General features: G+C 68.5%; 17 protein-coding genes. 4 read left to right on the plus strand and 13 right to left on the minus strand.

What is annotated here, in order from left to right:
* Window positions 1-118: 118 nt before the first annotated feature.
* From ACWEOW_RS02145 to ACWEOW_RS02160, 4 genes are all read right to left on the minus strand, one after another.
* Window positions 119-3412: a S8 family serine peptidase gene (locus ACWEOW_RS02145; protein ID WP_452267496.1), complete on the minus strand. Its 3294-nt coding sequence runs from the start codon at window positions 3410-3412 to the stop codon at window positions 119-121.
* A 410-nt stretch (window positions 3413-3822) separates the two neighbouring features.
* Complete coding sequence (locus ACWEOW_RS02150) at window positions 3823-6228, minus strand: LuxR C-terminal-related transcriptional regulator (protein WP_452267497.1); 2406 nt, start codon at window positions 6226-6228, stop codon at window positions 3823-3825.
* Window positions 6128-6769, minus strand: a complete 642-nt coding sequence (locus ACWEOW_RS02155) for an ATP-binding protein (protein ID WP_452267498.1) — start codon at window positions 6767-6769, stop codon at window positions 6128-6130. The genes ACWEOW_RS02150 and ACWEOW_RS02155 overlap by 101 nt, the downstream gene beginning before the upstream one ends.
* Window positions 6770-6892: 123 nt before the next feature.
* Window positions 6893-9760 carry a helix-turn-helix transcriptional regulator gene (locus ACWEOW_RS02160; RefSeq protein WP_452267499.1) on the minus strand — a complete coding sequence of 956 codons (2868 nt, stop codon included), beginning with the start codon at window positions 9758-9760 and terminating at the stop codon, window positions 6893-6895.
* 332 nt (window positions 9761-10092) lie between these two features.
* On the opposite strand from ACWEOW_RS02160, the gene dctP reads away from it, so the two are divergent.
* Entirely contained in the window at window positions 10093-11247 is a 1155-nt protein-coding gene (dctP, locus tag ACWEOW_RS02165) for a TRAP transporter substrate-binding protein DctP (protein WP_452267500.1), read from the plus strand.
* Here dctP and ACWEOW_RS02170 read toward each other — a convergent pair.
* Window positions 11222-12463 carry a PucR family transcriptional regulator gene (locus ACWEOW_RS02170; RefSeq protein ID WP_452267501.1) on the minus strand — a complete coding sequence of 414 codons (1242 nt, stop codon included), beginning with the start codon at window positions 12461-12463 and terminating at the stop codon, window positions 11222-11224. The genes dctP and ACWEOW_RS02170 overlap by 26 nt on opposite strands.
* Before the next feature lie 86 nt (window positions 12464-12549).
* Here ACWEOW_RS02170 and ACWEOW_RS02175 point away from each other — a divergent pair, with 86 nt between their 5' ends.
* The 3 genes from ACWEOW_RS02175 (at window position 12550) to ACWEOW_RS02185 (ending at window position 15720) form a co-directional block, all read left to right on the plus strand.
* Entirely contained in the window at window positions 12550-13680 is a 1131-nt protein-coding gene (locus ACWEOW_RS02175) for a flavin reductase family protein (protein ID WP_452267502.1), read from the plus strand.
* A 42-nt stretch (window positions 13681-13722) separates the two neighbouring features.
* Window positions 13723-14883, plus strand: a complete 1161-nt coding sequence (locus tag ACWEOW_RS02180) for a fatty acid desaturase family protein (protein WP_452267503.1) — start codon at window positions 13723-13725, stop codon at window positions 14881-14883.
* A gap of 252 nt (window positions 14884-15135) precedes the next feature.
* Entirely contained in the window at window positions 15136-15720 is a 585-nt protein-coding gene (locus ACWEOW_RS02185) for a class I SAM-dependent methyltransferase (protein WP_452267504.1), read from the plus strand.
* A 316-nt stretch (window positions 15721-16036) separates the two neighbouring features.
* Here ACWEOW_RS02185 and ACWEOW_RS02190 read toward each other — a convergent pair whose 3' ends face one another.
* The 8 genes from ACWEOW_RS02190 to ACWEOW_RS02225 all read right to left on the minus strand — a co-directional run bounded on the left by ACWEOW_RS02190 (window position 16037) and on the right by ACWEOW_RS02225 (window position 24567).
* Window positions 16037-16324, minus strand: a complete 288-nt coding sequence (locus ACWEOW_RS02190; protein WP_452267505.1) for an antibiotic biosynthesis monooxygenase family protein — start codon at window positions 16322-16324, stop codon at window positions 16037-16039.
* Window positions 16325-16755: 431 nt separating this feature from the next.
* Window positions 16756-17592: a hypothetical protein gene (locus tag ACWEOW_RS02195; RefSeq protein ID WP_452267506.1), complete on the minus strand. Its 837-nt coding sequence runs from the start codon at window positions 17590-17592 to the stop codon at window positions 16756-16758.
* Complete coding sequence (locus ACWEOW_RS02200) at window positions 17589-18536, minus strand: ABC transporter ATP-binding protein (protein ID WP_452267507.1); 948 nt, start codon at window positions 18534-18536, stop codon at window positions 17589-17591. The genes ACWEOW_RS02195 and ACWEOW_RS02200 overlap by 4 nt, the downstream gene beginning before the upstream one ends.
* A gap of 480 nt (window positions 18537-19016) precedes the next feature.
* Window positions 19017-20204: a Gfo/Idh/MocA family protein gene (locus ACWEOW_RS02205; RefSeq protein WP_452267508.1), complete on the minus strand. Its 1188-nt coding sequence runs from the start codon at window positions 20202-20204 to the stop codon at window positions 19017-19019.
* Window positions 20205-20319: 115 nt separating this feature from the next.
* Window positions 20320-21390 (minus strand): LacI family DNA-binding transcriptional regulator, encoded by a 1071-nt coding sequence (locus ACWEOW_RS02210; RefSeq protein ID WP_452267509.1) that lies wholly within the window; start codon window positions 21388-21390, stop codon window positions 20320-20322.
* Window positions 21391-21440: 50 nt separating this feature from the next.
* On the minus strand, window positions 21441-22310 hold the full coding sequence (locus ACWEOW_RS02215; protein WP_452267510.1) for a carbohydrate ABC transporter permease: 870 nt from the start codon (window positions 22308-22310) through the stop codon (window positions 21441-21443).
* On the minus strand, window positions 22303-23274 hold the full coding sequence (locus tag ACWEOW_RS02220; RefSeq protein ID WP_452267511.1) for a carbohydrate ABC transporter permease: 972 nt from the start codon (window positions 23272-23274) through the stop codon (window positions 22303-22305). Before ACWEOW_RS02220 ends, ACWEOW_RS02215 begins: the two co-directional genes overlap by 8 nt.
* Before the next feature lie 15 nt (window positions 23275-23289).
* Window positions 23290-24567, minus strand: coding sequence for an ABC transporter substrate-binding protein (locus tag ACWEOW_RS02225; RefSeq protein WP_452267512.1), 1278 nt, complete (start codon window positions 24565-24567; stop codon window positions 23290-23292).
* Window positions 24568-24659: the final 92 nt, after the last annotated feature.

The raw sequence follows: 24659 nt of genomic DNA on the forward strand, positions 1-24659 counted from the left end.
CGACAGTTCTCGCGCCTGATGCGAGGGTTCGGGCTGTCCCAAACGCGCCGAAAGAACGGCCCTACCTTCATCGCGACCGCGGCGTCCCCGGGCCGGAGTGCGGCCCGGGGACTGCCTGCTACTGGTAGCGGTACGCGCGGATGATCGTCTGCCGCACGGTGTTGCCGGCGGTGTCGGTCGCCGACGCCCGTAGGGAGACAAAGCCGCTGCCCGTTGGGTGCTGCACCGACGCCACCGCCATCTCGCCGCGGCGGTCGACGACCAGTTGCTGCCATGTCTGGCCGTCGTCGAAGGACGCTTCGACGGTCAGGCTCTGGGTCTTCGCGGGGGCCGCGCCGACCTGCCGGTCCAGCGAGATCGGCAATGTGAACAAGCGGCCGGCCGGGGCTGTGTTGTCGATGTCGAGGTCCGGCGAGAAACGGACCGCCGTCATCGGCAGATGCACCAGCTCGCCGTCGGCCACGTGCGCCGACTCGAACGTCCACTCCGCGTCGACCAGCGTGGAGAGGGTAAAGGCCGGGTCGCTCTGGAACACCGCATGGATACGGTAGTTGCCGGACTCGGCCGGCACCTGGAAGGCGTCATTGAACCACGACGACTGCCCGACCTGAGTCCCGTTCCGATAGACCGCGAGGTCAACCTTGCCGCGCCCCGGAAAGCGGAAGCCCTCATGCCCACTGCCGTCCCCATGCAATGGCCCCGGTCCACCCATCGTGTCGCCCCAATAGCGGGTGGCGAACTGCTGGTCGAACTCCGGCTGCGGGAACACTGGCCCCTCGACACCGTTCGCCCATTTCACGTCGTACACCCGCCCGGGCTTGTAGGACGTCCAGTCCGACTCGAAACGCGTATATCCCTGTTGACCGTTCGAGATGAGCCATTCGGCCTTCTGGTCCTGGTTGTAGTACTCGACAACGGTGCGCGGCACGTCGTAACTGAGTGTCAGCGGCCTGTTCCTGCCGTCATTGCTGTTCCACACCGGCGAATTGCCTGGCGCCCGGGCCACCGCGACCCGACCCGCCCGGACGCCGGAGACGTCCGACCCGATCTGCGACCGCACCGTGGCGAAATCGTTGGCGCGGAGGGCTTTCGCCTTTCCCGCCATCATCTGGCCGCGCTCGTAGAAGTAGACCTGATAGACCGCCGGACTGTTGATCAGCGACTTGGCCCACGTTCCCGAGACGTAGGAGACGAAGCCTGTCGCCTTCCTGCTGTCGCTCGCCGGACCGGTCCGGATGCGGGCGAGGTCCATATTCATCAGAACGTCGTACGGGTCATTGGAACCCCAGATCTGCGGCGCCTGCGTGCGGTACGTCCAACCGACCTCGGTGTGCCCGGGCACCACCGACGGGTCCGGCACCGTGATCGTCACCGGCTTGGCGGAGCGCGCGTCCATCGTGACCGTGCGATCCGCATCGAGCGTGACCGTCGGGTCGACCAGCGAGGTGATCGCCACGTCATCGTCAGGTCCCGTGAGCAGGTACGACTGTGCGACGTACCGGCCCGCCCACAACCGCACCTGGGCGCTGCCGCCGGTGTGCGCGATCGCCCTGATCGTCTGCCGGTCGATGTCCGTCAGCACGGTGACCCACCGTGCGTCATCGCCGGTCACGCCCGGTGTGCGCACGGTGAGCGTATGCCGCGCCCTGTCCAACGCGATCGGCGTCTCGACACGCACTGTGCCCGAGGACGCGGTGATCTCCCCGCCGTAGGGCTGATCCGGCAAGTCCGCCCCCGGCGCGACCGTCACGGTCACAGTCGCAACCCCGCCCGCCGGCACCGTCACCGTCGAGGCACTCAACGTGAAAAGCCCGTCCGGCGCGTTCGAGCGCAGCGCCAGGTTCAGCGTCACGTCCGTCGCGCCGCTGTTGGCGTACGTCACGATGCGATCCTGACTAGTCGTCGTGCGATCAAAGCCGAGGCTGACCGGATCGGACGTGACCTTCTGGTCGATTGCGCGCGCGACATCGACGAGGCCGGCGCCCCGATCGTATGGCCCGCCATCGTCGCTCGGGGCGGCCGCCGACATCAGCGTGGCCTTGAGCTGGCGAGCGCTCCACTGCGGATGTTCCTGTGCCAGCAGCGCGGCGGCACCGGCGACGTGCGGAGTCGCCATCGACGTGCCGCTCAGTTGTGTGTACGCCTCGTTTCCGGGCAGTGGCGGGAAGGCGCCCGCCGACGAGCGGGCCGCCACGATCGAGACACCTGGGGCGGAGATGTCCGGCTTGACGGCGGCGTCGGTGGTCGTCGGCCCGCGGCTGGAGAAGTCCGCCAGCACATTCGTCTTGGACACCGCCCCCACCGTGAGTGCGTCCTCGGCACTTCCCGGCGAGTTGATCGTGCCCTCGTCGGGCCCGCTGTTGCCCGCCGCGATCACGAAGAGGGTCCCGTACTTGGCAGTCAGGTCGTGGACGGCCGCCTCGAGCGGGTCGACACCCGGGGTGTCCTCACCGCCCAGGCTCAGGTTGGCGACCTCCGCACCCTGCTCGGCGGCCCACTGCATGCCCGCCAAGATCGATGACTCGGGGCACCCCTCCATCCCGCACACCTTCGCGCTGAGCAGCGTCACGCCCGGGGCCACCCCCTTGTATCGGCCGTCGGACGCGGCGCCCGTTCCGGCGATGGTCGAGGCGACATGCGTGCCATGCCCCACGTAGTCGGTGAGATCCCCGGAATCGGTGAAGTCAACCGCCTCGGCGACCTTTCCCACCAGGTCCGGATGCTGCTGGTCGACACCGGTGTCGATCACGGCGACCTTCACGCCCGTGCCGGTCAGTCCGGCCTGCCACGCAGCAGGGGCGCCGATCATGGGCACGCTCACGTCCAGCGTCGGCCTCCGCAGTCCATCCAGCCAGACCTTGGTGACGCCGGAACGCAGCTCCCCCGCGTTGGTGAGACTCTTCCAGAGCTCGGCGGGCTTGTCCCGATCCTGCCGGTATGCCGTCACCCCGGCCAGCCGCTGCGTCAGCCGCGCGCCCGTGAGCTGAGCGCTGCCCTGGATCAGCAGGGGAAGCGTTCGGCGGGTGTCGTCGTAACCGAAGCTCAGCAGCGTGGACACGTCGAACAGGCGCTCGTCGAGTCGGCCGCTGGCGAGGAGGCCAGCAGCGTCGGCGGGGATCACCCGCACGTGGCCACCCGCGCTCGCGGTGACGAACGGGACCTTCTCGCGACCAGCGGCCGGCTCCACGTCGACCACGGACTGCCCGTTGCGGCTGCTCACCCGCACTGTGTCACCGGTGATCAGGGTGACCGCCCGTGCCTGCGTGTGGGCGGTCGGGGCACTCCCCGCGGCGTTTGCGGTCGCGGCATCGGCGGGCTGTTGGGTTTGCCCGGCGGCGGGGCCGCTGGGCAGCACGGCCCACGCCATGACTCCCGCCGCGGCCAGCACCGACTTGATAGGGATTAATCGCATGGTTCTCCTAGATTTCACGGCGCCGGTCGGCGCTTTGCGGACAGGCTGAAGGGAGATCCAACCCCGCGACCTGTGCTGCTCGGGTCGAGCAGGTCCAGGTCACTCGACCCAATCGAGCGTCATTCCAGAAAGGGGCTACAAGGGTTCGTAGGGACCATCCGACGTGAGACCCTCGTCAAGCTCAGATCCGAGATCTGAGCAGTCAGAGCCGAGATCTGAGATCTGAACCGACAGGGCCGGGTCGGCCGGTGGCTCTTCAGATCGCAGCTCGCGAGTCACCCGTGACGTTCGCCGTTGCGGCGAAGGTCGCTGCTCGTCAACCATGTGGTCATGCTGTCGGCCTATCCATCACGGTCGCGAGTGTCCACATGGACCATTCTTTATGTCGGTCGCAGGGGTGGCATTACTGCTCAGCGCTCGGAGTCGGCCGCCAGCAGCCCGGCCTCGGCTGCCGCCATCGCCAGCGCCGTGCGCGAGGAGACGTCCAGCTTCCGCATCGCCGACGACAGGTGGCGGTGCACCGTCCGCGGGCTGATGAACAGGGTCTCGGCGACCTGCTTGTTGGTCAGCCCGCGAGCAACCAGCGCAATCACCTCTACCTCACGAGGTGACGGCTGATCGCCATAGCCGCGTCGGCCGCGACGCCACGTGCGCGCGACCTCGACGCCGTGTTGTCGCAGCACGTGAGCTACCCGATCGGCGTCCCATCGAGCGCCCAGCTCGTTGAGGCGCTGCTGGACATCGGACAGCACCGCCACACCCTTGTCCTGCTCACCAGTGGCGAGTAGGCACAGTCCGTGCCGCTCGAGCGCCAACAGCTCGTCGTACGGCCGCGGCAGCTCCGCCAATGAGACTGCCGCGTCCGCGAACAGTCCTGCCGCCGCGACCAGATCGCCGTTCGCCTCCGCCAGGATCGCCCGGCACCTCAACAGGGCCGCAGCAGGAGCGGGGGCGGCCCGGCCTGCCACCCAGTAGGCGAAGTCGTCGACCAACTCAGTGGCTTGGCTCAGATCACCGACACTGACAAGGGCGTCGATGTGAACGGGTGCCACGTCGCTCGCTTGCAGCCAGATCCCTTTGCGCTTGATGGCCTCCATTGGCGCCACAGTGACCCGTACCGCCTCCTGCACGGCGCCATCGGCCAGACACAACCTGCCCAGCGCCACTGCTGCCAGGGTCGTCGGATCGTCCAGTGTGCCGGTGGCGGCCTCCAACACCTGACGCGCACGCCGCTCGGCCGCGTCTCGGTTGCCGACAGCCATCTCCAGCATCGCTCGGACCGAACCGGCCGCCAGACGAACGAGTGGATGAGTCTCCTCGTTGTCGCCCATTCCCGACAGGTTCTCATCCAGGCCGCTCCACGCCCCGGTGTACCAGTCGAGCAGCGCGAGATGGAATCTCGCGAACTCCGCCACCCGCTCGAATCCGGCTTCGCCTGCGGACCCAAGGACCTCCTCCAGTCGCTGGCGAGCCTCGGCGTACCGGCCCCAGTGGATGGCGCGGTGAGCGACATTGAACAGCCCCCGCAGCAGCTGCCGCCGTTCGCCCAAGGTGTCCGCGGACCGTGGAAGCTCCCCAGCAGCCTGCCATCCGGCTTCCTCACCCAGGCTGAGCAAGCCTGTCACGCGGTCAATCGCCAGCGCTCGCCGCTCCGCAGGTGACTCAACCCGCGGAATCAGACGGGTTGCCTGCTCCAGCCACTCGAGATGCCGTTCCGCGGGCCAGGACCGTTTCGACTCGGGATCGGCAAGAAACAACATTGCCTTGGCCGCGCGCTCTGGCCGTGATCCCAGCTCGCCCACCGCGGTCTCGAGGTGGGCGTGGGCCGCCTCGAACTCGCCCACCTGGAACAGCATCCAGCCCAGCAGCAGCCGAACTTCACCCCGCTCAACTTCAGGAACGTCACGATCGTCAACAATGCCTGCGAGGGCCTCCCGGACCACGCCTTCCATCCCGCCCAAGGGAGTGAGCCGATTTACCGCGACCTCGCCCAACCGGCGAGCCAACCGCAGCCGCCGATCGGGTGGGTGCGCGACGCTGGTGAGCAGCTCATGCAGCAGCGCCACAGCCGTACGCTCATCACCGGAGTCGAGGGCCAGCTCTGCGGCGGCTTCCGCGTAGTGGCTCCACTGCTCGGTTTCGCCGGCCTCATGGAAGTGGTGAGCCAGTCGTACGACGGGCTTCGGCTCGAGCCGCTGCAGGCTCTCGGCCGCTCGGCGGTGCAGTGCCCACCGCTCGGAGGCGGGGATCGCCTCTCCGATCGCCAGCGCATCCAGGACATGTCGAAACGCCAGCCAGCCGCTCCCGACCTCGCGCAGCAGCCCCGAGGCAAGCGCGGCAGCGATCCCGCGCCTGGCCGCGGGCTCATCCAGGTCGGCCACGCTGGTCAGCAGCGCCTCATCCGTGGGTTCGGCCAGGATCGCCGCTGCCTGCAAGACAGTCCTGCCCTCAGGAGGAAGCCTGCTGGCGCGCTCGAGGACGGAGTCGCGCAGCGTCGGCGGTACCTTCAGCTTGTCGAGGGCCTTTCGGGTCCACGAGTCGTGCTGGCGGACGATGTCGTGGCGGTCCCGAAGCATCCAGATCGTTTCCTCGACCGCGAGCGGGAGCCCGTCGGTACGTTCCTGCAGGAAGACCGCGAACTGCTCCGATACCGCGTCGGTGTCCAACATCGACCCCACCAGCTGACGGGTGTCAGCAACACTCAACGGCTTGAGCTCAATCCGCACCCGCGCAGCGCCCAGCGGCCGTGATGTCAGCCGCAACAGCAGAGACCCGTCTGGCACCTCGGCCGGTCTGTAGGTGACCACGACCGACATGTCGAAGTCCCCAGATGCGGTGAGGATGAGGAGCCACTCCAGCGTTTGCGGCGTCCGCCCAATGAGCGTCTTCCACCACCAGTACGTCGACACCGAGCCGGTCGACCAGCTCGCACAGCGCGCGCAGCAGCCGGTGCCGAGTCTCGGCCGGATCATCCAACGGCTCCAACGCGGGCGGCAGCTGGTCGGCCCATTCCGGGAACAACGGTCGCAACGCCCCAGCCAAGGGACTCAGCTCGAGGTCACCGAGCCGGGGACGCAACCGCCGGAGCCCATCCACCACCGGCCCCAACGGGAACGGCTCGATCATCGGCGGACACGTCACCATGAGCACCGTCAGGTCGGCCAGTTCCGGCGACCGCAGACACTCCCGAACGAGCCGGCTCTTCCCGATCCCCGCCTCCCCCTCCAGGAAGGCCATCGCTGGCGGATCGGCCAGAGAGCCAACGAGGAGTTCCAGCTCGGTGGCCCGGCCCACCAGAGCGGGTGAGGCCGCCAGCCTCTCAGGTCGAGCCATCGCTGAAACCGCCGTGTCCATCATCGTCGCCTAGCAAGCCATCCCCTGAGGTGCATGATCGTCTCACGGCATGACTTGGAGGATTTGTCCCGCGGGCCGAGCAGCTGGCCGGGCCTCACTCTTCGACGGCCGCAGAATGATTGTTGCCTACGCGTTGCCCGTGCTTCGAGCCATCGCCGCGGCCTCGCCACGATTGGCCACGCCGAGCTTGGCGAGGATGTTGCTGACGTGGAGCGCGGTCGTCCTCTCGCTGATGAAGAGAGTGCCGGCGATGGCGCGGTTTGTAGCGCCCTGTGAGAGCAGCGTCAGTACGTCACGCTCGCGTGGCGTCAGGCGGTCGAGAGGGCTCGGGCTCTGCTCCGCGCTCACCGGAAGCGGGATCCGGTGCCGGCGGGCTTCGGCAGCTGCCTGTTGGGCGAACCAGCGTGCGCCAATGGCCTCGGCTGCCCGCCACACCGCCAGGAGACTCTCTCTACCCGCGTCGCGCTCACCGTGGCGCAGTTGCTCCCCCGCGTGTTCTAGCCGCGGGCGAAGCGCGAAGTAGGCGCCGAACCGCGTTGAGACGTCGACGGCGCGCGACCACTCGCTGACGGCAGATCGCCCCTCGAGGCGAGCGGCATACGCTTCGGCCATGGCGAGGTAAGCGCCGTATTGGGATTCGGCCCAGTCTTCGGTAAGGCCACCACGTGCGACGGCAAGTGCCGCGCCGGAAGCCTCCGCTAACGCAACCGGGGCTCCCAGTCCGGCAGACCTTGCAGCACAGAGCGCTTGCAGCCCGCAGCGGGCCCGAACAGCCGCACGCACGGGCGATTGCGTGTCCGCGCTCTCCAACAACAGCCTGGCGGCTTCGAGCTCACGCGCCACGTTCCCGAGTTGCTCGAAGAGCTCGACCCTTCGCATCGTGTCCGACGGGGCGAACAGATGTGGGGCGTAGTTCTCCTCGATGGTCAGTTCCTCCGTGGCCAACGCCGACTCGAGATCGCCCACGGCCATCAGGAGTTCCACTTCGCGCCAGCGCCTCCGGCGCTCTGGATAACCGCTCTGGGCGACGAGCTCAAGGCGTGGCCCCGCCGCGGCCAGGTGTCCTTGCCAGATCAGGGCCGTCAGCTCTTGCTCCACGTTGAAGCTGGCTGAGAGGACAAGGCCTTCAAGGATTGCGGCGTCCTCGGCCTGTTGTGCCAGGGCACGAGCTTCGTCCAGGCGGCCTGCGCTGATCAGCTCGCCGGCCAGGAGCGCTCGTGCGTTCAGCGCGGCTCCAGGGGCCGAAGCCTGCTCGGCGACCGCGACTGCCGCCTTCATGGCCGCGCGGGCCGCAGGGAGCCGACCGAGCTGATGTAAAGCTTGCGCAGCTGATATGTGGGCTTCGTACTGGGCCAGGAGCGAGTCGGTCTCGCCTGCGATGGCGATGCCACTCGCCGCCGCATCAAGGGCTTGGGTGTACTCGAGCTGACGAAGGTGCATCACCGCCTTGGCACCCCACGCCTCGGCCAGCTCCCGACTGGGCTCCCCCGAGGCGAGCGCGATGGCCCGGTCTGCGACCGCCCAGGTGTCCACGTCCCCGTCGCGGTCGTTCCAGTCCAAGACAACGATCGTGAGCACTCGACTCGCGGCCAGCGGATCGGTCACATGCTCGAGCCGGTCGACGGCATAGCGCAGGAGACGACGGATGCGCTCGACCTGACCGCTTCGGACCAGGGACTCTGCCGCTACCGCGGCCGCCTCCGCGTCGGAGATACCCGCGAGGTCGGCGGCGTTCGGTACGCGCGACCACAGGGCGAGCGCCGACTCGAGGTGGTCGGCCGCCTCGGGTACTCCATGCTGCTTGGCGGCCAACCCGGCCTTGACATGAGCGACAAGGGCGGTGCCGATGTCGGTGGCCGCAAGGGCGTGCACGGCGAGAGCCGCGTTGGCCCGCCACCGCGCGGCAGCAGACCCCTCCCCCGCACGCTCGCGCAGGACGCCGACGAAGGCCTGGTGCAGGGCGACACGTTCACTCGGCAGAAGGCCGTCCTCGATCGCATCGCGCAGCAGTGCATGCCGAAACCCGAACTGAGCGCCGTGTCGCGTGAAGACCTGGGCGCCAAGGGCCTCGCGGGCCAGCGCCTCGAACGTGGCCGTGTCCAAGCCGGATGCCTCTCGCAGCAGGTCGAGATCAATGACGTCACCGCCTGCAGAGGCGAGGCGCACCAGCGCGGCCGCCGGGGGCGACAGACCTACCACGTGTCGAAGCAGCAGGTCGTGCAGGGACGACGGCACCCTTTCATCGGGGGCAGTCATGATCTCCTCCGCGTAGAGCGGGTTGCCACCCGAGCGGGTCATGATGGCGTCGAGCTCGGCCACGGAGAGCGGCCGGCCCAGCCGTCGGTGCCCGAGCTCGGCAATCGCGTCTACCGAGAGGGGCTGCAGGGCCAGCCGGGTCGCTCCAGACACGGACAGCTCGGAGATCGCGGGGCGCGCGGGGTGCTCTGCTGTGAGGTCGTCCGAACGCGTGGTGACAACCAGCAGAAGGGGAGCTCGGCTGGTTCGCGCTGCAGACAGGATGTAGTCCCGCGTCGAGCGGTCGGACCAGTGCAGATCCTCGATCAGCATGACGACGGGCCGCTCACGAGCGAGCGCGGCGGTGCTGCCCAGCAGTCGCTCCAGTACGTTCCCGTCGACGATCGCGTCGTTGGCGACCGCGTCGGATGAGAGCCACCGCGCTGCCGGAGGAACCAGGACTTCGCCGTTGGACCGCGAGTCGACCACCTGACGCAACGCCTCGACTACCGGCGCGAACGGAATGCCCGTAGCTACATCAAGGCAGTGACCGACACCGACGGACAGCCCCAGCCGTTCGGCGTGGTCAAGGATCGCTCGGGCAAGGGTCGTCTTGCCCACCCCTGCATCCCCGATGACGAGCAAGGTCTGGGCCTGCGGCGCGACGCCCGGTGCCGGACCGCTCGCAACAGACCTGAGCAGCGGGTCCGCCATGGCCAGCTCCGGTTCGCGGCCGACCAGCGGCTCGCCACCGCTCATCCTCCGACCTCCCCACGGACGCCGCGCTGTGTCTGATCACACAGCGTAGGCGGGTGTGGGCTGGCGGTCCGAGGTTCGGGCTATGACGGCTCCGAGCTGCTGATGTAGGCGCGAAGTAGGCCCCACGCGGCCGGCGGGTGGCCGATGCCGAGAACAGGTAGTCACGCGGGGCAGGACTGGCAGAACAACCGATGTGCTCTCAGGTGATGCAACCCCAACGTGAAGGGGTCGGCAGCGAGCCGACGGACACGATTGGGGAACACGGCATGAACCTTCGCACCAACCGCGCTGCCGCTGACGCCGCCTCAGGACGGATGCGGGGAGCCACAACAATGACGCACCACGTCAGGATCGTTGCGACAGCCGCGGCCATGGCTTTCGCGTTCGGGGCGTGCACCTCCGAGGAGGGAGCGGATGCGAGGGTCGACGCACCTCCGATCACGCTCCGGCTGGGCACGCCTTATCCCAGGGATGCAGCCTCGGGTGACGCCGCTGCGTTCTTCGCGGCCAGCGTGGCCCGCGGGACCAACGGGGCCGTGCAGGTCAGCATCGTCTGGGACGCCGGGAACGAGGTGTCGCCCCTCGCACACCCTGCCTGGGACCACACGGTCATCACGCAGCTCAGCAAGGGCAGGATCGACCTGGCGCTCGTCCCGGCGGGCGCCTTCGACGAGGTCAGTGAGCCGGCCTTCCGGGTGCTGCAAGCGCCGTTCCTGATCCAGTCCGACGCCGCAGCCGAAGGGGTGGCACGGAGCGACGCGGCCTTGGCGATGCTCGCGCGCCTGTCGACCTCGGGTCTGCTCGGGATGGCGCTCATCCCCGAAGGCCCACGCCACATTGCGAGCTTCGGTCAGCCGCTGCTCACGCCTGGAGATTTTCGGGGGGTGAGGACGCGGGCACGCCTGTCGGACTCGGTCTTCGAGACATTGACCGCCATCGGCTTGCTTCCCACGGCCGCGACCGCACAGGAGTTCGCTGAGGGCGTGTCGACCGGTGACATCGGCGCCGCTGATGTGTCGTTCGCCGAGTTCCAGGCGCTGCCCAGTGCTGTCGTCTACACGGGCAACGTGACGCCCTATACGCAGTTCGACGTGCTTGCTGCGCGAGCCGCGTCTCTGCTGAAGCTGAGCCCCGAGCAACGCGCCGTTCTCCAGACGGCGGCTCACGACACCCTCGACCTCGCGATCGCGAACAGGCACGGCGATGCCGCTGCGGCTGATGAGTACTGCAGGCGTGGTGGGGCCATCGTGCTGGCACCGCCGTCGACCTTGCAGGCGCTCCAGCTGGCGTCGCGGCCGGTCCTCGATCAGCTCGAACGTGACCCAAGCACCGGTCCAGCGCTCATCGCCGTTCGCCGGATCGTCATGGCATCCCCCGTCAGCGCCCCGGTAACGGGCTGCGTTCCCGCATCGCCAGGCGCGCCGATGACCTACGACACGACCCCAACGGTTTCCGAGCCTGTCACGAGGAACCGTGCTTGGCACTAGACCGAGGCAGGGCGATCACGAGCGCTCGCACCAGGGCTGGGTCCGCGAGGGTGTCCCCGAGCAGCTCACGCAGCTGACCCATCCGGTAGCGCACGGTCTGGGGGTGCACGTGCAGCTCGGCGGCGACCTCGTCACGGCGTCCCTGGTGCAAGAGCCAAGAAAGTAGCGTCGCGGACAGTCGGTCCCGCGTCGCCGGCGGCAGCTCGGCGAGGGGCGCCAGGACCTGAGCCCGAAGATCGGCCAACGCGTCCGGGTCGGCCGTGATGACGAGGTCGGCCAGGTGCTGCTCGCTGTCGATCGGGATGCCGCCGCGTGACCTATCACCCAGCGCCATCGTGCGGATCGCCCGGTCGTAGGACGACCAGGCGTCAACCCACCGACGGGGCGGACCGACGACGGCGTGGCGGCCACCGAGCACGCGCAGCAGGTGACGGCGGCCGGGTCCGTCGGCGTCGGGAACCAGCAGGAGCGTGAGCGGATGGTCGGGGTCGATGTCCTCGATCCCCTGCAGATCCTCGCCGACCTGCAGCGTGTCGGCTCCGAGCGATGCCAGCGCGCGACGGGCTTGGGCCGCCGGCAGCAGCACGGCGGTCAGCGAGGTCGGTGGAGTCCACTCGGCTCGGGCGGCGGCGGCGGCGAGCACGTCGGCGTCGGCTCTGGCGAGCAGGTGCTGCCCCAGACGTTCGCGGTAGCGGTCGCGCACACGGCCGCTCGTCGTCAGCTCGTCGCTATGACCTGCCACGCTGGCAGCGGACAGCTCGTCGATGTAGGCGAAGAGCAGTTCGGCGAACTTCGCCATCGTCGTCGCGGGCACTCGGGCCTCGGCGGCCGCCCGGGCGAGCTCGCGCCACGACACGCGGGCCCCTACCCGGTATGCCGCGAGCAGGCTGTCCATGGACCGTCCTCCGCGCGCCTCCCCCCTTCCCAGCGCATAGGCTCCCTCGCGAGTGGGGCCCAGAGGGGTGCTCGGATCGACGTCACTGCCCCCGGCCGCCAGCTTGAGGAACCCGGCGATGGCCATCTGCACAGCCCTCTCGATCGTGTCGCCGGTCGAGCCCCCCAAAGCGCCCCGGTAGTCGGGGACCTCGTTGACTACGGCCGCCACCGTCGTCGTCGCGATGGCGGGGAGCCGCTCGCGCAGCACGCGGAGCACCGCATGGTCCAACTGCAGGGCGGCGGCCCCTCGGAACGCGGGACTGCTGCCCTCTGGAGCCATGAACTATCTCCTCCGAACAAGAGTTCCCGAGCATCTCACGCCTACCGGTCAGGATATTACTCTCCTGTGTCAGTCATGCTGGAGATATGAGCCTGACCGCACCCTCGACCCGAGCCGCCCGTCCGTCGCTGCGTCGACGTTTCGTCCAGCTGGCCGAGCGTGCGACCTCGCCGCTGTTGCCGGCCGACTACCTCGACCTCTTCGACCCGCTGCGCCCGGGCGCCGACCTGCGCGGCCGTATCGTCGAGGTCCATCCCGAGACCGCCGACGCCGCGACGATCGTGATCCGTCCCGGCGCCGACTGGGCCGGCCACGTGCCTGGCCAGTACGTGCGCGTCGGCGTCGACGTGGACGGCGTCCGTCAGTGGCGGGCCTACTCCCTGACCCACGGCCCTCGTCCAGACGGCCAGATCTCGATCACGGTCAAGGCCGTCCCGGACGGCCTCGTCAGCACCCATCTCGTCCGCGAGGCCACGCCAGGCACCCTCGTGCACCTCGAGCAGGCCCGTGGCGAGTTCGTGCTGCCGACCGACGGCGGCCGGTTCCTCTTCGTCACCGCCGGGTCAGGAGTCACACCAGTCATCGGCATGCTGCGCAACCTCTTCCCGGTCGCGGACTCCGGCGTCGTGCGCCTGACGCGCGCGGCGGCATACGACATCGTCGTCGTGCACGTGGCCCCGAGCGAGCCGGACTCGATCTTCATCGACAACCTCCGCGCGCTGGACGCGGCCGGCCTCATCCGGCTCGTCGCGCGCTACGACGATGTCCACGGCGTCCTCGACGTCGACCACCTGGACGACCTCGTCCCCGACCTGCACCAGCGCCAGACGCTCGCGTGCGGGCCGGGCGGCCTGCTCGACGCCCTCCAGCAACACCACGACGGACGTGGACTGCCGCTGCTGACCGAGCAGTTCCGCGCGACCACGCTGGTGGTGGGCGAGGGCGGCACGGTCGCTTTCTCCGGCTCGGGCGCCAGCGTCGCCGCGGATGGTGGCACGCCCATCCTGGACGCGGCCGAGGCCGCCGGGGTCCTCATGCCGTCGGGCTGCCGCATGGGCATCTGCTTCGGCTGCGTGCTGCCGCTGCGCGAAGGGGCCGTCCGCGACCTGCGCACCGGAGCCGTCACGACAGCCACCCCCGGCGAGACCGAAGGACGCGGCGTGCCGATCCAGACCTGCATCTCGGCAGCCGCCGGCGCCTGCGTCATCGACCACTGACCAGACTCACAGAGCAACCGACCCCAGACCAGAGGAGTCACCATGACCGTCCTGCAGAAGAAGGCCCGCAACCCGATCGGCCACCTCACGCCCGAGGACATCGAGCAGATCGGTGTCGAGCTCGACGCCATCCGGCAGTCGGTGATCGACACGCGCGGAGCCGACGACGCGGCCTACATCCGCAAAGTCATCAACGCGCAGCGCAAGCTCGAGCTCGCCAGCCGCGCGGTCCTGCTCGTGTCGATGTTCCCGCCCGCGTGGTTTGTCGGCACAGCCGGTCTCGCGGTCGCCAAGATCATCGAGAACATGGAGATCGGGCATAACGTCCTGCACGGCCAATGGGACTGGATGCGTGACCCCAAGATCCATTCCACGACGTGGGAGTGGGACAACGCCAGCCCGGCGGAGCAGTGGAAGCACTCACACAACGAGCTGCACCACACCTACACGAACGTGATCGGCAAGGACAACGACCTGGGCTACGGCATCATGCGCGTCGACGAGGACCAGCGCTGGGTGCCGCTCTACGCGGCCCAGCCGCTGTGGAACTTCGTCAACGCCTGCTTCTTCGAGTACGGCATCGCGGCCTACGACCTCGAGCTCGGTAAGAACCTCGCGACCAAGGAGCGCCGCCAGGACCCGGAGTTCCGCGCTCGCGCCAAGGTCACCCTGAAGAAGATCCGCAACCAGATGACCAAGGACTACGTCATCCACCCGCTGCTGTCCGGCCCGTCGTTTCTCAGCACACTCGGCGCCAACGCGACGGCCAACGTCATCCGCAACCTCTGGACCCACTCGGTCATCATGTGCGGCCACTTCCCTGAGGGCGTCGAGACCTTCGAGCGCAAGTCGATCGTGGGGGAGACCCGAGGCGAGTGGTACCTGCGCCAGATGCTCGGCTCGGCCAACATCAGCGGCAGCAAGGCCATGCACTTCATGACGGGCAACCTCAGCTTCCAGATCGAGCACCATCTCTTCCCCGACCTGCCGAGCAACCGATACCAACAGATCGCACCGAAGGTGCAGGCCCTTTTCCAGAAGTACGGCCTCACCTACACGACAGGCCCGCTGCCGCGGCAAGTCGCCTCGGCATGGAAGAAGGTCTTCCGCCTCTCGTTGCCCAACGACTTCCGCCGTCGCGGCAAAGCTGCCGTCTCGACCACGGGCGACGCCAGGCCGGTCGCCGAGCACATCGCCGCCTGAACCGCGCGTGTCCCGGCCAGGACTCCGGGATCATGCGGCGGCATGCACTGGGCGGGCCCAGTCGGGCATCATGACCGCAAAACCGGATCCGTTCGGTGGACACGGTCGACTGGGCCCTCGACCTGATTTCCTGGACCTGTGAAACCCGCAACGAGCACCGGCGAGGGATCTGCAGCCGGTGGCACCACTCGACCGGACATGGAGTTCGTGCGAGCCCACACAAAGATACGTGCTACACCGTTCGTCCCCGAGGTGCGGCTCAACCTTGGCGCCGACATCGGAACACTGTGGGAGCACATGGCGATCGCGCGGTCGGACTACTGCGCGCCGCCGTTCTGGGCCTTCCCGTGGGCAGGCGGGCAGGCCCTGGCCCGTCACGTCATCGACCATCCCGAGCTCGTTGCCGGGCGGACCGTGCTCGATCTTGCAGCTGGGAGCGGCCTGGTCGCGCTCGCGGCCGCCCATGCCGGCGCGCGCAGCGTCACGGCAAACGATGTCGACCCGTATGCGGCGGCGGCCATCGAGCTGAATGCACGCGCGAACCGGGTGACGGTGCACGTGCAGCTCGGTGACCTTCTGGCGGAGGACGAAGACCGGCGACACGACGTCGTGCTGGCCGGAGACGTCTGTTACAGCCGCGAGCTGGCCCTTCGCGTCGTTCCGTGGCTCACTTTCGCCGCCCAGAGGGGCACGCTGGTGCTGCTCGGCGATCCTGGACGCGCGTACGCCCCGCGCGAGGGGTATGCCGTCGTGGCCACCTACGAGGTACCGGTCGTCGCGGGCCTCGAGCAGGGCGACGTCAAACGCACCACGGTGCTCACTCCTGCCGCGCCGTAGCAGCCATGAGCACCTGCCGTCGGCGAGACGAACAACGGTCGCATCGCGACTCGCCAAGCCCCGCACGCGGTGTTCGGTGTGGTGCAGGACTCTCCATCGCCCGGTCATGCCGGTTCCCTGTTGGCCTGGACGGGTTTCGCCCTAGCCTCCCGGAACATTCCGGGGCGAGCCTTGTCGCCGGCCTGCTGGGCCGGGCCTACCAACGTCGCATCGACGCCGAGGAGCGGCTTCTGCGGCGGGACATGCCCGGCTACAACGCGTACAGCCGACGCACCCAAGAAGCTCGTCCCGTTCGTTTGGTTACCGGGCGCAGGTGTCACGGCACGTCGCCCTCGGCCGTGACCACCTCGAACAGGAGCGGGACGCTCGGGAACTGCTGCCACTTCTCCTGGCTTACAAGCCGTCGGAACTCGTCGGTTGAGTGCGCGGCGCGGAAGTCGGCCTCGGTCTCCCAGAAGGCCACGTTGATCCATCGGTGTGGAGCGCCCGGGGTGAGGGCTCGGTGCAGCCGAGTTGCGATGAAGCCTGGCCGCCGGATGAAGTACCGGCTCGTCTCGTACCAGAGCTCGGAGACGCTCAGCCTCGGACGCTCCCTGCTCGCCATGACCGTCGCGTCCCCTGCCTCGGACGACGGGTCGCCGCGGCGCGGCTATCGCCGGGTCGCCTGGATCGAGCAGGCCCTTGAGCCTCTCCGCGGGCGGCTGGACGACGCGGCGTTCGAGGACACGATTAGGTCGCCATCAGCCGCGCCCGCCTCCCGGGCCTCCCCGGCGAGGAACGCAGGCAGACTTACTTGCGACACCAGCCAGCCCAGCAGCGATGCAGGTGCGGGCAGTCCATTGCGGCCGGAATGCAACCATCCGAAACCTCCTGGCCGGGCAGCCGACGGCGACCGAGAAGCCGCACTCCGGTGCTCCAAGACGTCACCCACGTCAGGGTGACGATGCGGAGCGTAGGGCGCCGCTCCCGATGCGGTCGGCAGTTTCGCGGAGTTCGCAGGCGCCTTGCAGGAACAACCGGGCGGAGGCGTCTCCGTCAGGCGTCGCGTCGCCGCAGCATGACCCCCGCGACCGCTAGGACGACCACGGCATAGCCGACGAAGATCGCGAACCCGGTCCATGGCGCGAGCAGGGTGGGATCGACGTGGACGTGCGTGATGCCCTGCCCGGCGGTGCTCGGGAGGTACTTGTTGATCGGGTCGGACCACGATGTCGGCAGGAAGCGCACGATGACGGGAACCACGAGCAATATGCCGAACAAAGCCGAGATCCCGCCGGCAGTGTTGCGCAGCAGCGCTCCGAGCCCTAGGCCGAGGAGGCCAACCACCGTGAGGTAGAGCGCGGCACCGATGACGGCGCGCAGGACGTCGGGCTGTCCCAGACTGGCCTGCAGCTGCTTCCCCGACAGGATGTACTGCCCGATCAGGAAGGCGACCAGACAGGCCGGGACGGTGAGCACGAAGGTCACGGCTCCGAAGACGAACGTCTTGGCCCACAGGACCGGCAGCCTCTTGGGGACGGCCGCGAAAGTGGCCCGGACCATACCGCTGGCGTACTCCCCGGTGACGAAGAGGACCCCCAGCACGCCGACTGCCAGCTGCGCGAGGAAGATTCCGCTGAGCGCGCGGCTCGTCGGGTCGAACGCGGCAGCGGCGCCGGGCTCGGGGGGCGGCCAGTGCGACACGACGACGAGCGGGACGAGCACGGCCAGGCCCACGATGAAGCCGACTGCGGCAAGCTCGGATGCCACCGTCGAGCGCAGCGAGCGCAGCTTCGTCCACTCGGACAGGATGACGCGGCCCTGGGTCACCTGCTGCCCACCAGATTCGGGCCGCGGAGAAGCGGGTTGGACCTCCTGCGTCATGGTGCTCATCGAGCCGCCTCCATCGTCTGGTGCACCGTGGGTGCGCCGGGGCCGCTGCCGTGGTACTCGACCGCATCGCGCGTCAGGTCCATGAAGGCCTCCTCCAAGGAGACTTGCTGTGCTGTGAGCTCGAGAAGCGTGATGCCGTTGCTCCCGGCCAGCATGCCGATCTCGTCGGTCGTCATCCCGGTGACGTGCAGCGCGCCGCCATTGTCCGGTGTGGCCGCAACCCCGCGTCGGGCGAGGAGCGCCTGCAGCGCCCCGACATCCGTGGTCCGCACCCGCACGATGTTCCCGGAGGCACTGGCGATGATCTCGTCGACGGAGGTGTCCGCGATGAGTCGACCGCGACCGATGACGATGACATGCTCGGCCATCTGGGCCATCTCGCTCATCAGGTGGGACGAGACGAAAACCGTGCGGCCCTCGTCGGCCAAGCCCTTGAGCAGGTTGCGGATCCACCGGATCCCCTCGGGATCCAAGCCGTTGACCGGCTCGTCCAGGATCAGGGTGCGCGGGTCGCCGAGGAGCGCGGAGGCGATCCCCAGCCGCTGTCCCATGCCGAGGGAGAAGCCACCCGCTCGCTTGCGCGCGACGCCCGTGAGTCCGACCAGCTCGATCACCTCCTCCACCCGACGCCGTCCGATGCCACACGTCTGTGCGAGCGCAAGCAGATGGTTGAACGCGGATCGTCCCGGGTGGATCGACCGCGCCTCGAGCAGCGCTCCGACCTCGCTCAATGGGTCGCGGAGATCGGCGTAACGTCTGCCGTTGACCGTCACCGAGCCGGCGGTGGGCCGGTCCAGGCCCACGATCATCCGCATCGTGGTCGACTTCCCGGCGCCGTTGGGACCCAAGAAGCCCGTCACAGTCCCCGGCTTCACTATGAAGCTGAGGTCGTCAACCGCCAGCTTGTCGCCATAGTGCTTGCTCAGCCCATGTGCCTCGATCATGGGGTGCCCTTCCGAAGTCACGCGGATCAACCGGCATGGGTTGCCCGGCCGTGTGTGTCGCCACCGGCACAGCCGTCGGTGCCTGAGGCAGGCTACATCCGGCGCCCTGAGGGCGCCCTGAGAGAGTCATGGCACGCGACGGGGAGGTTTTGTGCAGGAACGCCGGGGACGGCCGATCGACACGATCCCCCCGGGTACCGCCACTGGACGGGCAAATGCCCGATGTGCAGGACGAGCCGGGTCCATAGCGTGGCTGAGAATCGTCCGATCCGCGCACCTGGAGCTGTCACGGTGATCCACCGGACCCCGGGGCGCTCAACGACCTCGACAAGACCTGCGAGGGCGGCGTCGCGCCCTTGCTGGAAACGATGCAACGGGCTGGGCGCACCGAGCGTCGCCGGGTTCCTGCTGGATCCGTCCTGCTTGGGTTGTTCGGCGTTTTCGCGGCGGTTTACGGGGCCCTATAGGGCTCTGTCCGGCTCAGTGACGGCACGGCTGCCGACTCTGGCCGTTCGCGAAGTAGCTGACGATCGCGTCGTCGAGTGGCTGCACCGGCAACGCGCCGCCGGTGCCCCGCAGCGACTCCGTCGCACGCACCCCGGCGGCAACCGCGTCTCGCGCCGCGACCGGTGAGGTCTCGGTGGGGCCGCCGTCGCGCACGAAACGTAGGAACTCCCTCATGAGCGGGCCGTCCGCCCCGCCGTGGCCGGAGTCGTCGGCGGTGGCCGGGACGACGAAGACCTCGTCGGGCGGCGCCGACCCGCGATGGCGCTTGTTCCAGAGCCAGATCTCGGCGCCCTCCTCGTCGCCCATGTTCTCGATCCGCCCCTCGGTGCCGATGACGGTGTAGTTACGCCAGTAGTCGGGCGAGAAGTGGCACTGCTGGTAGCTGGCGAGCACGCCGTTGCGCAGCCTCAGGTTGACCTGGGAGATGTCTTCGACGTCGACGACCGGGTTGAGGCCGGTCTGTGCCGTGGGAGGCCAGTTGTCGAGGCTGAACCAGTCGCGCATCCGCTGGCCCGAGCGGTCGACGCGGTCTGTGATGTCGCCATAGACGCTGAGCGAGCCCATCGCGGCGACGGTCTCGCTCGCGGAGCCGGCCAGCCAGTGGATCACGTCGATGTCGTGAGCACCCTTCTGCAGCAACAGGCCAGTCGTCCGCGACCTGTCGGCGTGCCAGTCCTTGAAGTAGTAGTCGCCCCCGTTGCCCACGAAGTGACGGCACCACACCGCCTTGATCTCACCGATCACTCCAGACCCGATGAGGTCGCGCATGAGGGAGATGACGGGCATGTGCCTCATGTTGTGTCCGACGTACAAACGCGTGCCCGTCCGGTGAGCCGTCGTGAGGATGGCGTCGGCGTGCTCGACCGTGATCTCCAGCGGCTTCTCGCAAAAGACGGCTATTCCGGCCTCGAGCGCCGGGATCGCGACGGCGGCGTGCTGGTCGTCGGGCGTGAGCACGAGCACGGCGTCGATGCCCGAGGCGTAGAGCTCGTCGAGACTGTCTGTCACCAGGGCCTCCGGAAGCGCGGCCCGGGCGTCCACGCGGGCGCGCTCGCTCGGGTCGCACACGCCAGTGACCACCGACCCCTCGCCGGGCCGGTGGGCCTCCTTCCACAAGTGCGAGCGCAGGCCGAAGCCGACGATTCCGATGTGCAGATCCACGGTGGTGACTCCTCGATGGTGCAGCTGCCTCGCGGCAGGTACAGGACGGGGTATGCCGTCCGGCTGGGTCGATGGTGCGGCGCCGACGCGTCGCGGGGCTGGGTTGCGTTGTGGCTCAGGGTTCCTCGCGAGCCGACCGCTGTCCTTCTGACGAGGTCGGCGTCGCCGGGCGGTGTTCGGGTCGAGGCGCCTCGGGCTCGTCGAGGTCGGTCGAGGCACCGCAGTGCAGGGTCCACGGGAAGTCGTGCAGCGCCGGCCGCGCGGATGGGTCCTGGGCGTCGGCGAGTGCGGCGCGGACGATGACGCCGGCCTGCCGGGCGTAGAAGTCGGTGGGGCCGACGGTGGTCAGGGTCGGGGCGACGAGGCGCGCGTCAGGAGTGTTGCCCACGCCGACGATCGCGACGTCGTGCGGGACGCGCAGCCCCAGCATGTGCGCCGCGTTGATCGCCGCGATCGCCGCGAAGTCCGTCGTCGCGTAGACGGCAGTGGGGCGGTCGGTCTGGGAGAGCAGCCTGACGGCGGCCGAGAAGGCGCTGGGCTGCGAGTTCTCGAAGACGCACACGTCACCCGGCCGGACCTCGATCGCGGCGTCGGCCAGCCGGGCGGCATACGGGGTGTAGCGGCTGACTCCGGTGGCCTCGAGGGCGGCCCGGGTCGTGAGGCAGCCGATGCGCCGGTGGTTCTCGAGAAGGTGGTCGACCGCGAGGTAGCAGCCGGGGATGGCGTCGGAGCGGATGACGTCGAAGCCGTTCGGCTCGAGTGTCTCGGAGAAGACGACGAGGCGTTGGCCGCGCGAGACGAGGGTTGCGAGCAGCCTTGCGGCATCAGGCTGGTCGGTGACGTTGTCGATGTAGGCGACGTCGCTCGGATACCGCTCGATCGCCGTGAACCAGTCGTGGTCGGCGAGGATCGTCGTGATGAGGCCGTGCTGGTTCGCCGTGGCGTTGACGGCAGCGGCGACCGCGAGCGACCACGGGTCGCTGAGCATGTTGAGCGAGAGCTGCACGAGGCGCGTGCGGCCCGTCCGGATCGACTGCGCGGCCCGGTTGGGCACGTAGTCGAGCCGACGCGCCGCCTCGAGCACCTTGGCGCGGGCATCGTCGGACACCCCCTTGTCGCTGCCCGCGCGGCCGGACAGGACGTAGGAAACGGTGGCCGTCGACACACCCGCCTCGGCGGCCACCATCTTCAACGTCGTCCGGGTCCCCGGCCCCGGCTGCCGGCCACGCGCGCCCATCAGCCCTTGGACCCCGAGAACGCGATGCCCTGGATGAACTGCTTCTGGAGGATGGCGAACGTCACGAGCATGGGCAAGGTCGCGAGCAGCGCCCCCGCCATGAGGACGGGGTAGTCGGTGCTGTGCAGACCCACGAGCTGGGCCAGCCCCACGGACAGCGGCATCTTCATGGGATCTGTCGTGACGACAAGGGGCCACAGCAGGTCGTTCCACGACCAGAGGATCGTGAAGATGGCCAGTGCCGTGATGCCGGGCTTGGCCAACGGCACCATGACGCGCCAGAACGTCTGCCAGGGGTTCGCGCCATCGATCCTCGCCGCCTCCTCGAGCTCCACGGGCATGGCCATGAAGAACTGTCGCATGAGGAACGTGCCGAACGCACTGAAGATGCCGGGCATCACCAGCGCCTGGAGCGAGTTCAGCCAGCCCAGGCTGCGGACGATCTCGTACTGCGGCAGCAGGTAGAGCTGCCCGGGCACCATGAGCACGGAGAGGAACACCACGAACAGGGCGTTGCGTCCCCGGAACGGGATCCGGGCGAACGCGTAGCCGGCCATCGTGCACAGCGCCACCTGACCGATGGTGCGCCCCGCAGTCAGCAGCACGGAGTTCACGAACATCTGGCCGAACGGTATGCCGTCGAAGACCTTGCCGATGTTGTCGAAGACCCAAGGGTCGGGCAGCACGTGGAGCGGCACCCGCAGCGCGTCGCCCATCGTCTTGAACGCGGTCAGCACCTGCCAGACGAACGGGAAGACCATGACGAGCGCGCCGAGGCACAGCACGCCGTGCACCAGCCAGGGCGTGCGCCGCCTCCGATCTCTGGTCGACTCACTCAGCGTCGACTCACGCAGCGTCGACCTACTCATAGTGGACCCACCGCTTCTGGAGCCGGAACTGAACGACGGTGAAGACGAGGATGATCAGCAGGAGCACGAAGGCGACCGCTGCGGCATACCCCTTGTCGTTGTCGAGGAAACCGGCCTCGTAGAAGAGGTAGACGATGGTCCTCGTGTCGGGGAACGCCGGGTTTGTCTTGCCCATCATCATGTAGACCAGGTCGAACACCTGGAACGACCCGATGACGCTGATGACGCTGACGAAGAAGATGGTCGGCGACAGCAGCGGCACGGTGATCGACACGAACCGGCGCACCGGGCCGGCGCCGTCGAGCTCGGCGGCCTCCATGAGGGTCTCCGGGATCCCCTGGAGGGCCGCCTGGAAGATGACGATCGTGGTGCCGAGACCTGCCCAGATGCCGACCACTGCGATGGCGAACAGGGCCGTCGAGGGGTCCGTGAGCCAGCTGCGGGCCGGTAGGCCGACGGCCGCCAGGGTCTGGTTGAGCACGCCGTAGTCGCCGTTGTAGATCATCCGCCACACGAGCGCGATGGCCGCGGGCATGGTCACGACGGGGACGAAGTACAGCATCCGGTAGACGCTCCGGCCGCGGAGCCCGCGGGTGTTGAGCAGGGCGGCAACGGCCAAGGCGATGGGGATGCCGAGTAGTGCGACGACGGTGTAGACGACCGTGTTGCGCAGCGCCCCCAACAGGTCCGGGTCCGCGAGGACCTTCTGGTAGTTGGCCAGCCCCGTCCACGTCTCGCCGCCGAACGCTCCCGACTTGGTGAAGGAGAGGTAGATCGTGCGGACGGTCGGCCAGATATAGAAAAGGGCGATGCCGGCCGCCGTGGGCCCGACGAAGAGCAGGGCCCACCAGGCCGAGGGCCGCGGTCCCTTGCGTCGGCGCCGAGTGGCGGGGGAGCCCGTGGGCTCCCCCGCCACGCGAGGCACCGGTGGCGCCGTCGTGGCTGTCGCTGTCGAGGTGGTCATGTGGGGTCCGACCGGTCACTCGCCGTCGAGCGCGGCCTGCATCTTCGTGGCCAGCTCCTGGAGCCCGGCCTCGACGGACACCTCGCCCGACCAAATCTTGGTCATCGTGTCGCTCTCGAGCGTGTTCCACGCACTCGTATTCTTCGAGATCGGGTAGGGCACGCTCGTGGCGACTGTGTCGATGAAGGCGTGCTGAAGGTCGTACTCGGGGTATGCCGCCACCCACGACGACTGCATGCCGTTCACTGCCGGGATCGGCCCGTTGTTCTTGTTGTTCAGCTCGGCGGCCTCCTTGCCGCTGGCGAACGCGGCGAAGGACTTGGCCTCGGCGAGGTGGCTGCTCTGGGCGTTCGCGACGTTGGCGAGGCCGTGGATCACGCTCTGGCCGCCCGCCGGTCCCTTCGGCAGGGGTGCGACGTTGACGACGTCCTTGAGAGCCGAGTCGACGCCGTAGACGCCGGCGTTCCACGACCCGCTGTAGAACATGGCGACCTTGCCGGACGAGAAGAGGTCCTCGGGTGCGGTGTCGCTCATCTGCTTGGCGTCGGGGGAGGAGCCGGCCTTGATCAGGTCGATCCACAGCTGCACGCCCTTGGCGGCCTCGGGGGAGCCATAGCCCGTCTTCTTGTGGTCGCCGCTGATGACGAAGCCGCCGGCCTGCGCGATCGTGTTGTAGAAGTTCTCCTGGCTGTACTGGCTGGCGCTGATGCCCCAGATGCCCTTGGCCTTGTCGGTGAGCTTGGCCGCGGCATCCCGCAGCGTGTCCCACGTCCACGTGGCGTCGGGGTACTTCACACCGGCGGCGTCGAAAAGCTTCTTGTTGTACCAGAGGCCGATCGTGTCGAAGTCCTTCGGAGCGCCGTAGAGCTTGCCGTCGTAGGTGTAGAGGTCGACGAGCGACTTCGGGTACTCGGCCGTGTTGACGCCGGCGCCGTCGAGCGGGGCGATGACCCCCTGGGAGGCGTAGAGCTGGAAGTGTGGGCCGTTCATCCACATGACGTCCGGTCCGGAACCGCCGGTCATCGCCGTCTGCAGCTTGGTCCAGTACTCCTTGTTCGGCGTGAGCTGGAGCTCGATCTTCACGTTCGGGTGGGCCTTGGTGTACGCGTCGGCGATGGCCTGCATCGCCGGCTTCTGCCCCGCGTCCCAGAGGGCGTAGGTGAGGGTGACGGGCTCGTTGCCGCCACCGGATGCGTCCGGCGAGCCACCGCTGCAGGCCGTGAGGGCCAGCAGGCCGACCATGCCGGCGACGCCGATCGCGGCGCCCTTCGGGACAAGGTGTGAACGGGCCAAGACTGTCTCCTTCTCGATCGCCACCACGCGTCGTCGAGTGGTGTTGTTAAACGATTAACACGAGAAGGTAGACCTCGAAGGTCGCCGGCCAC

It is taken from the genome of Monashia sp. NPDC004114 (genome assembly GCF_053603855.1).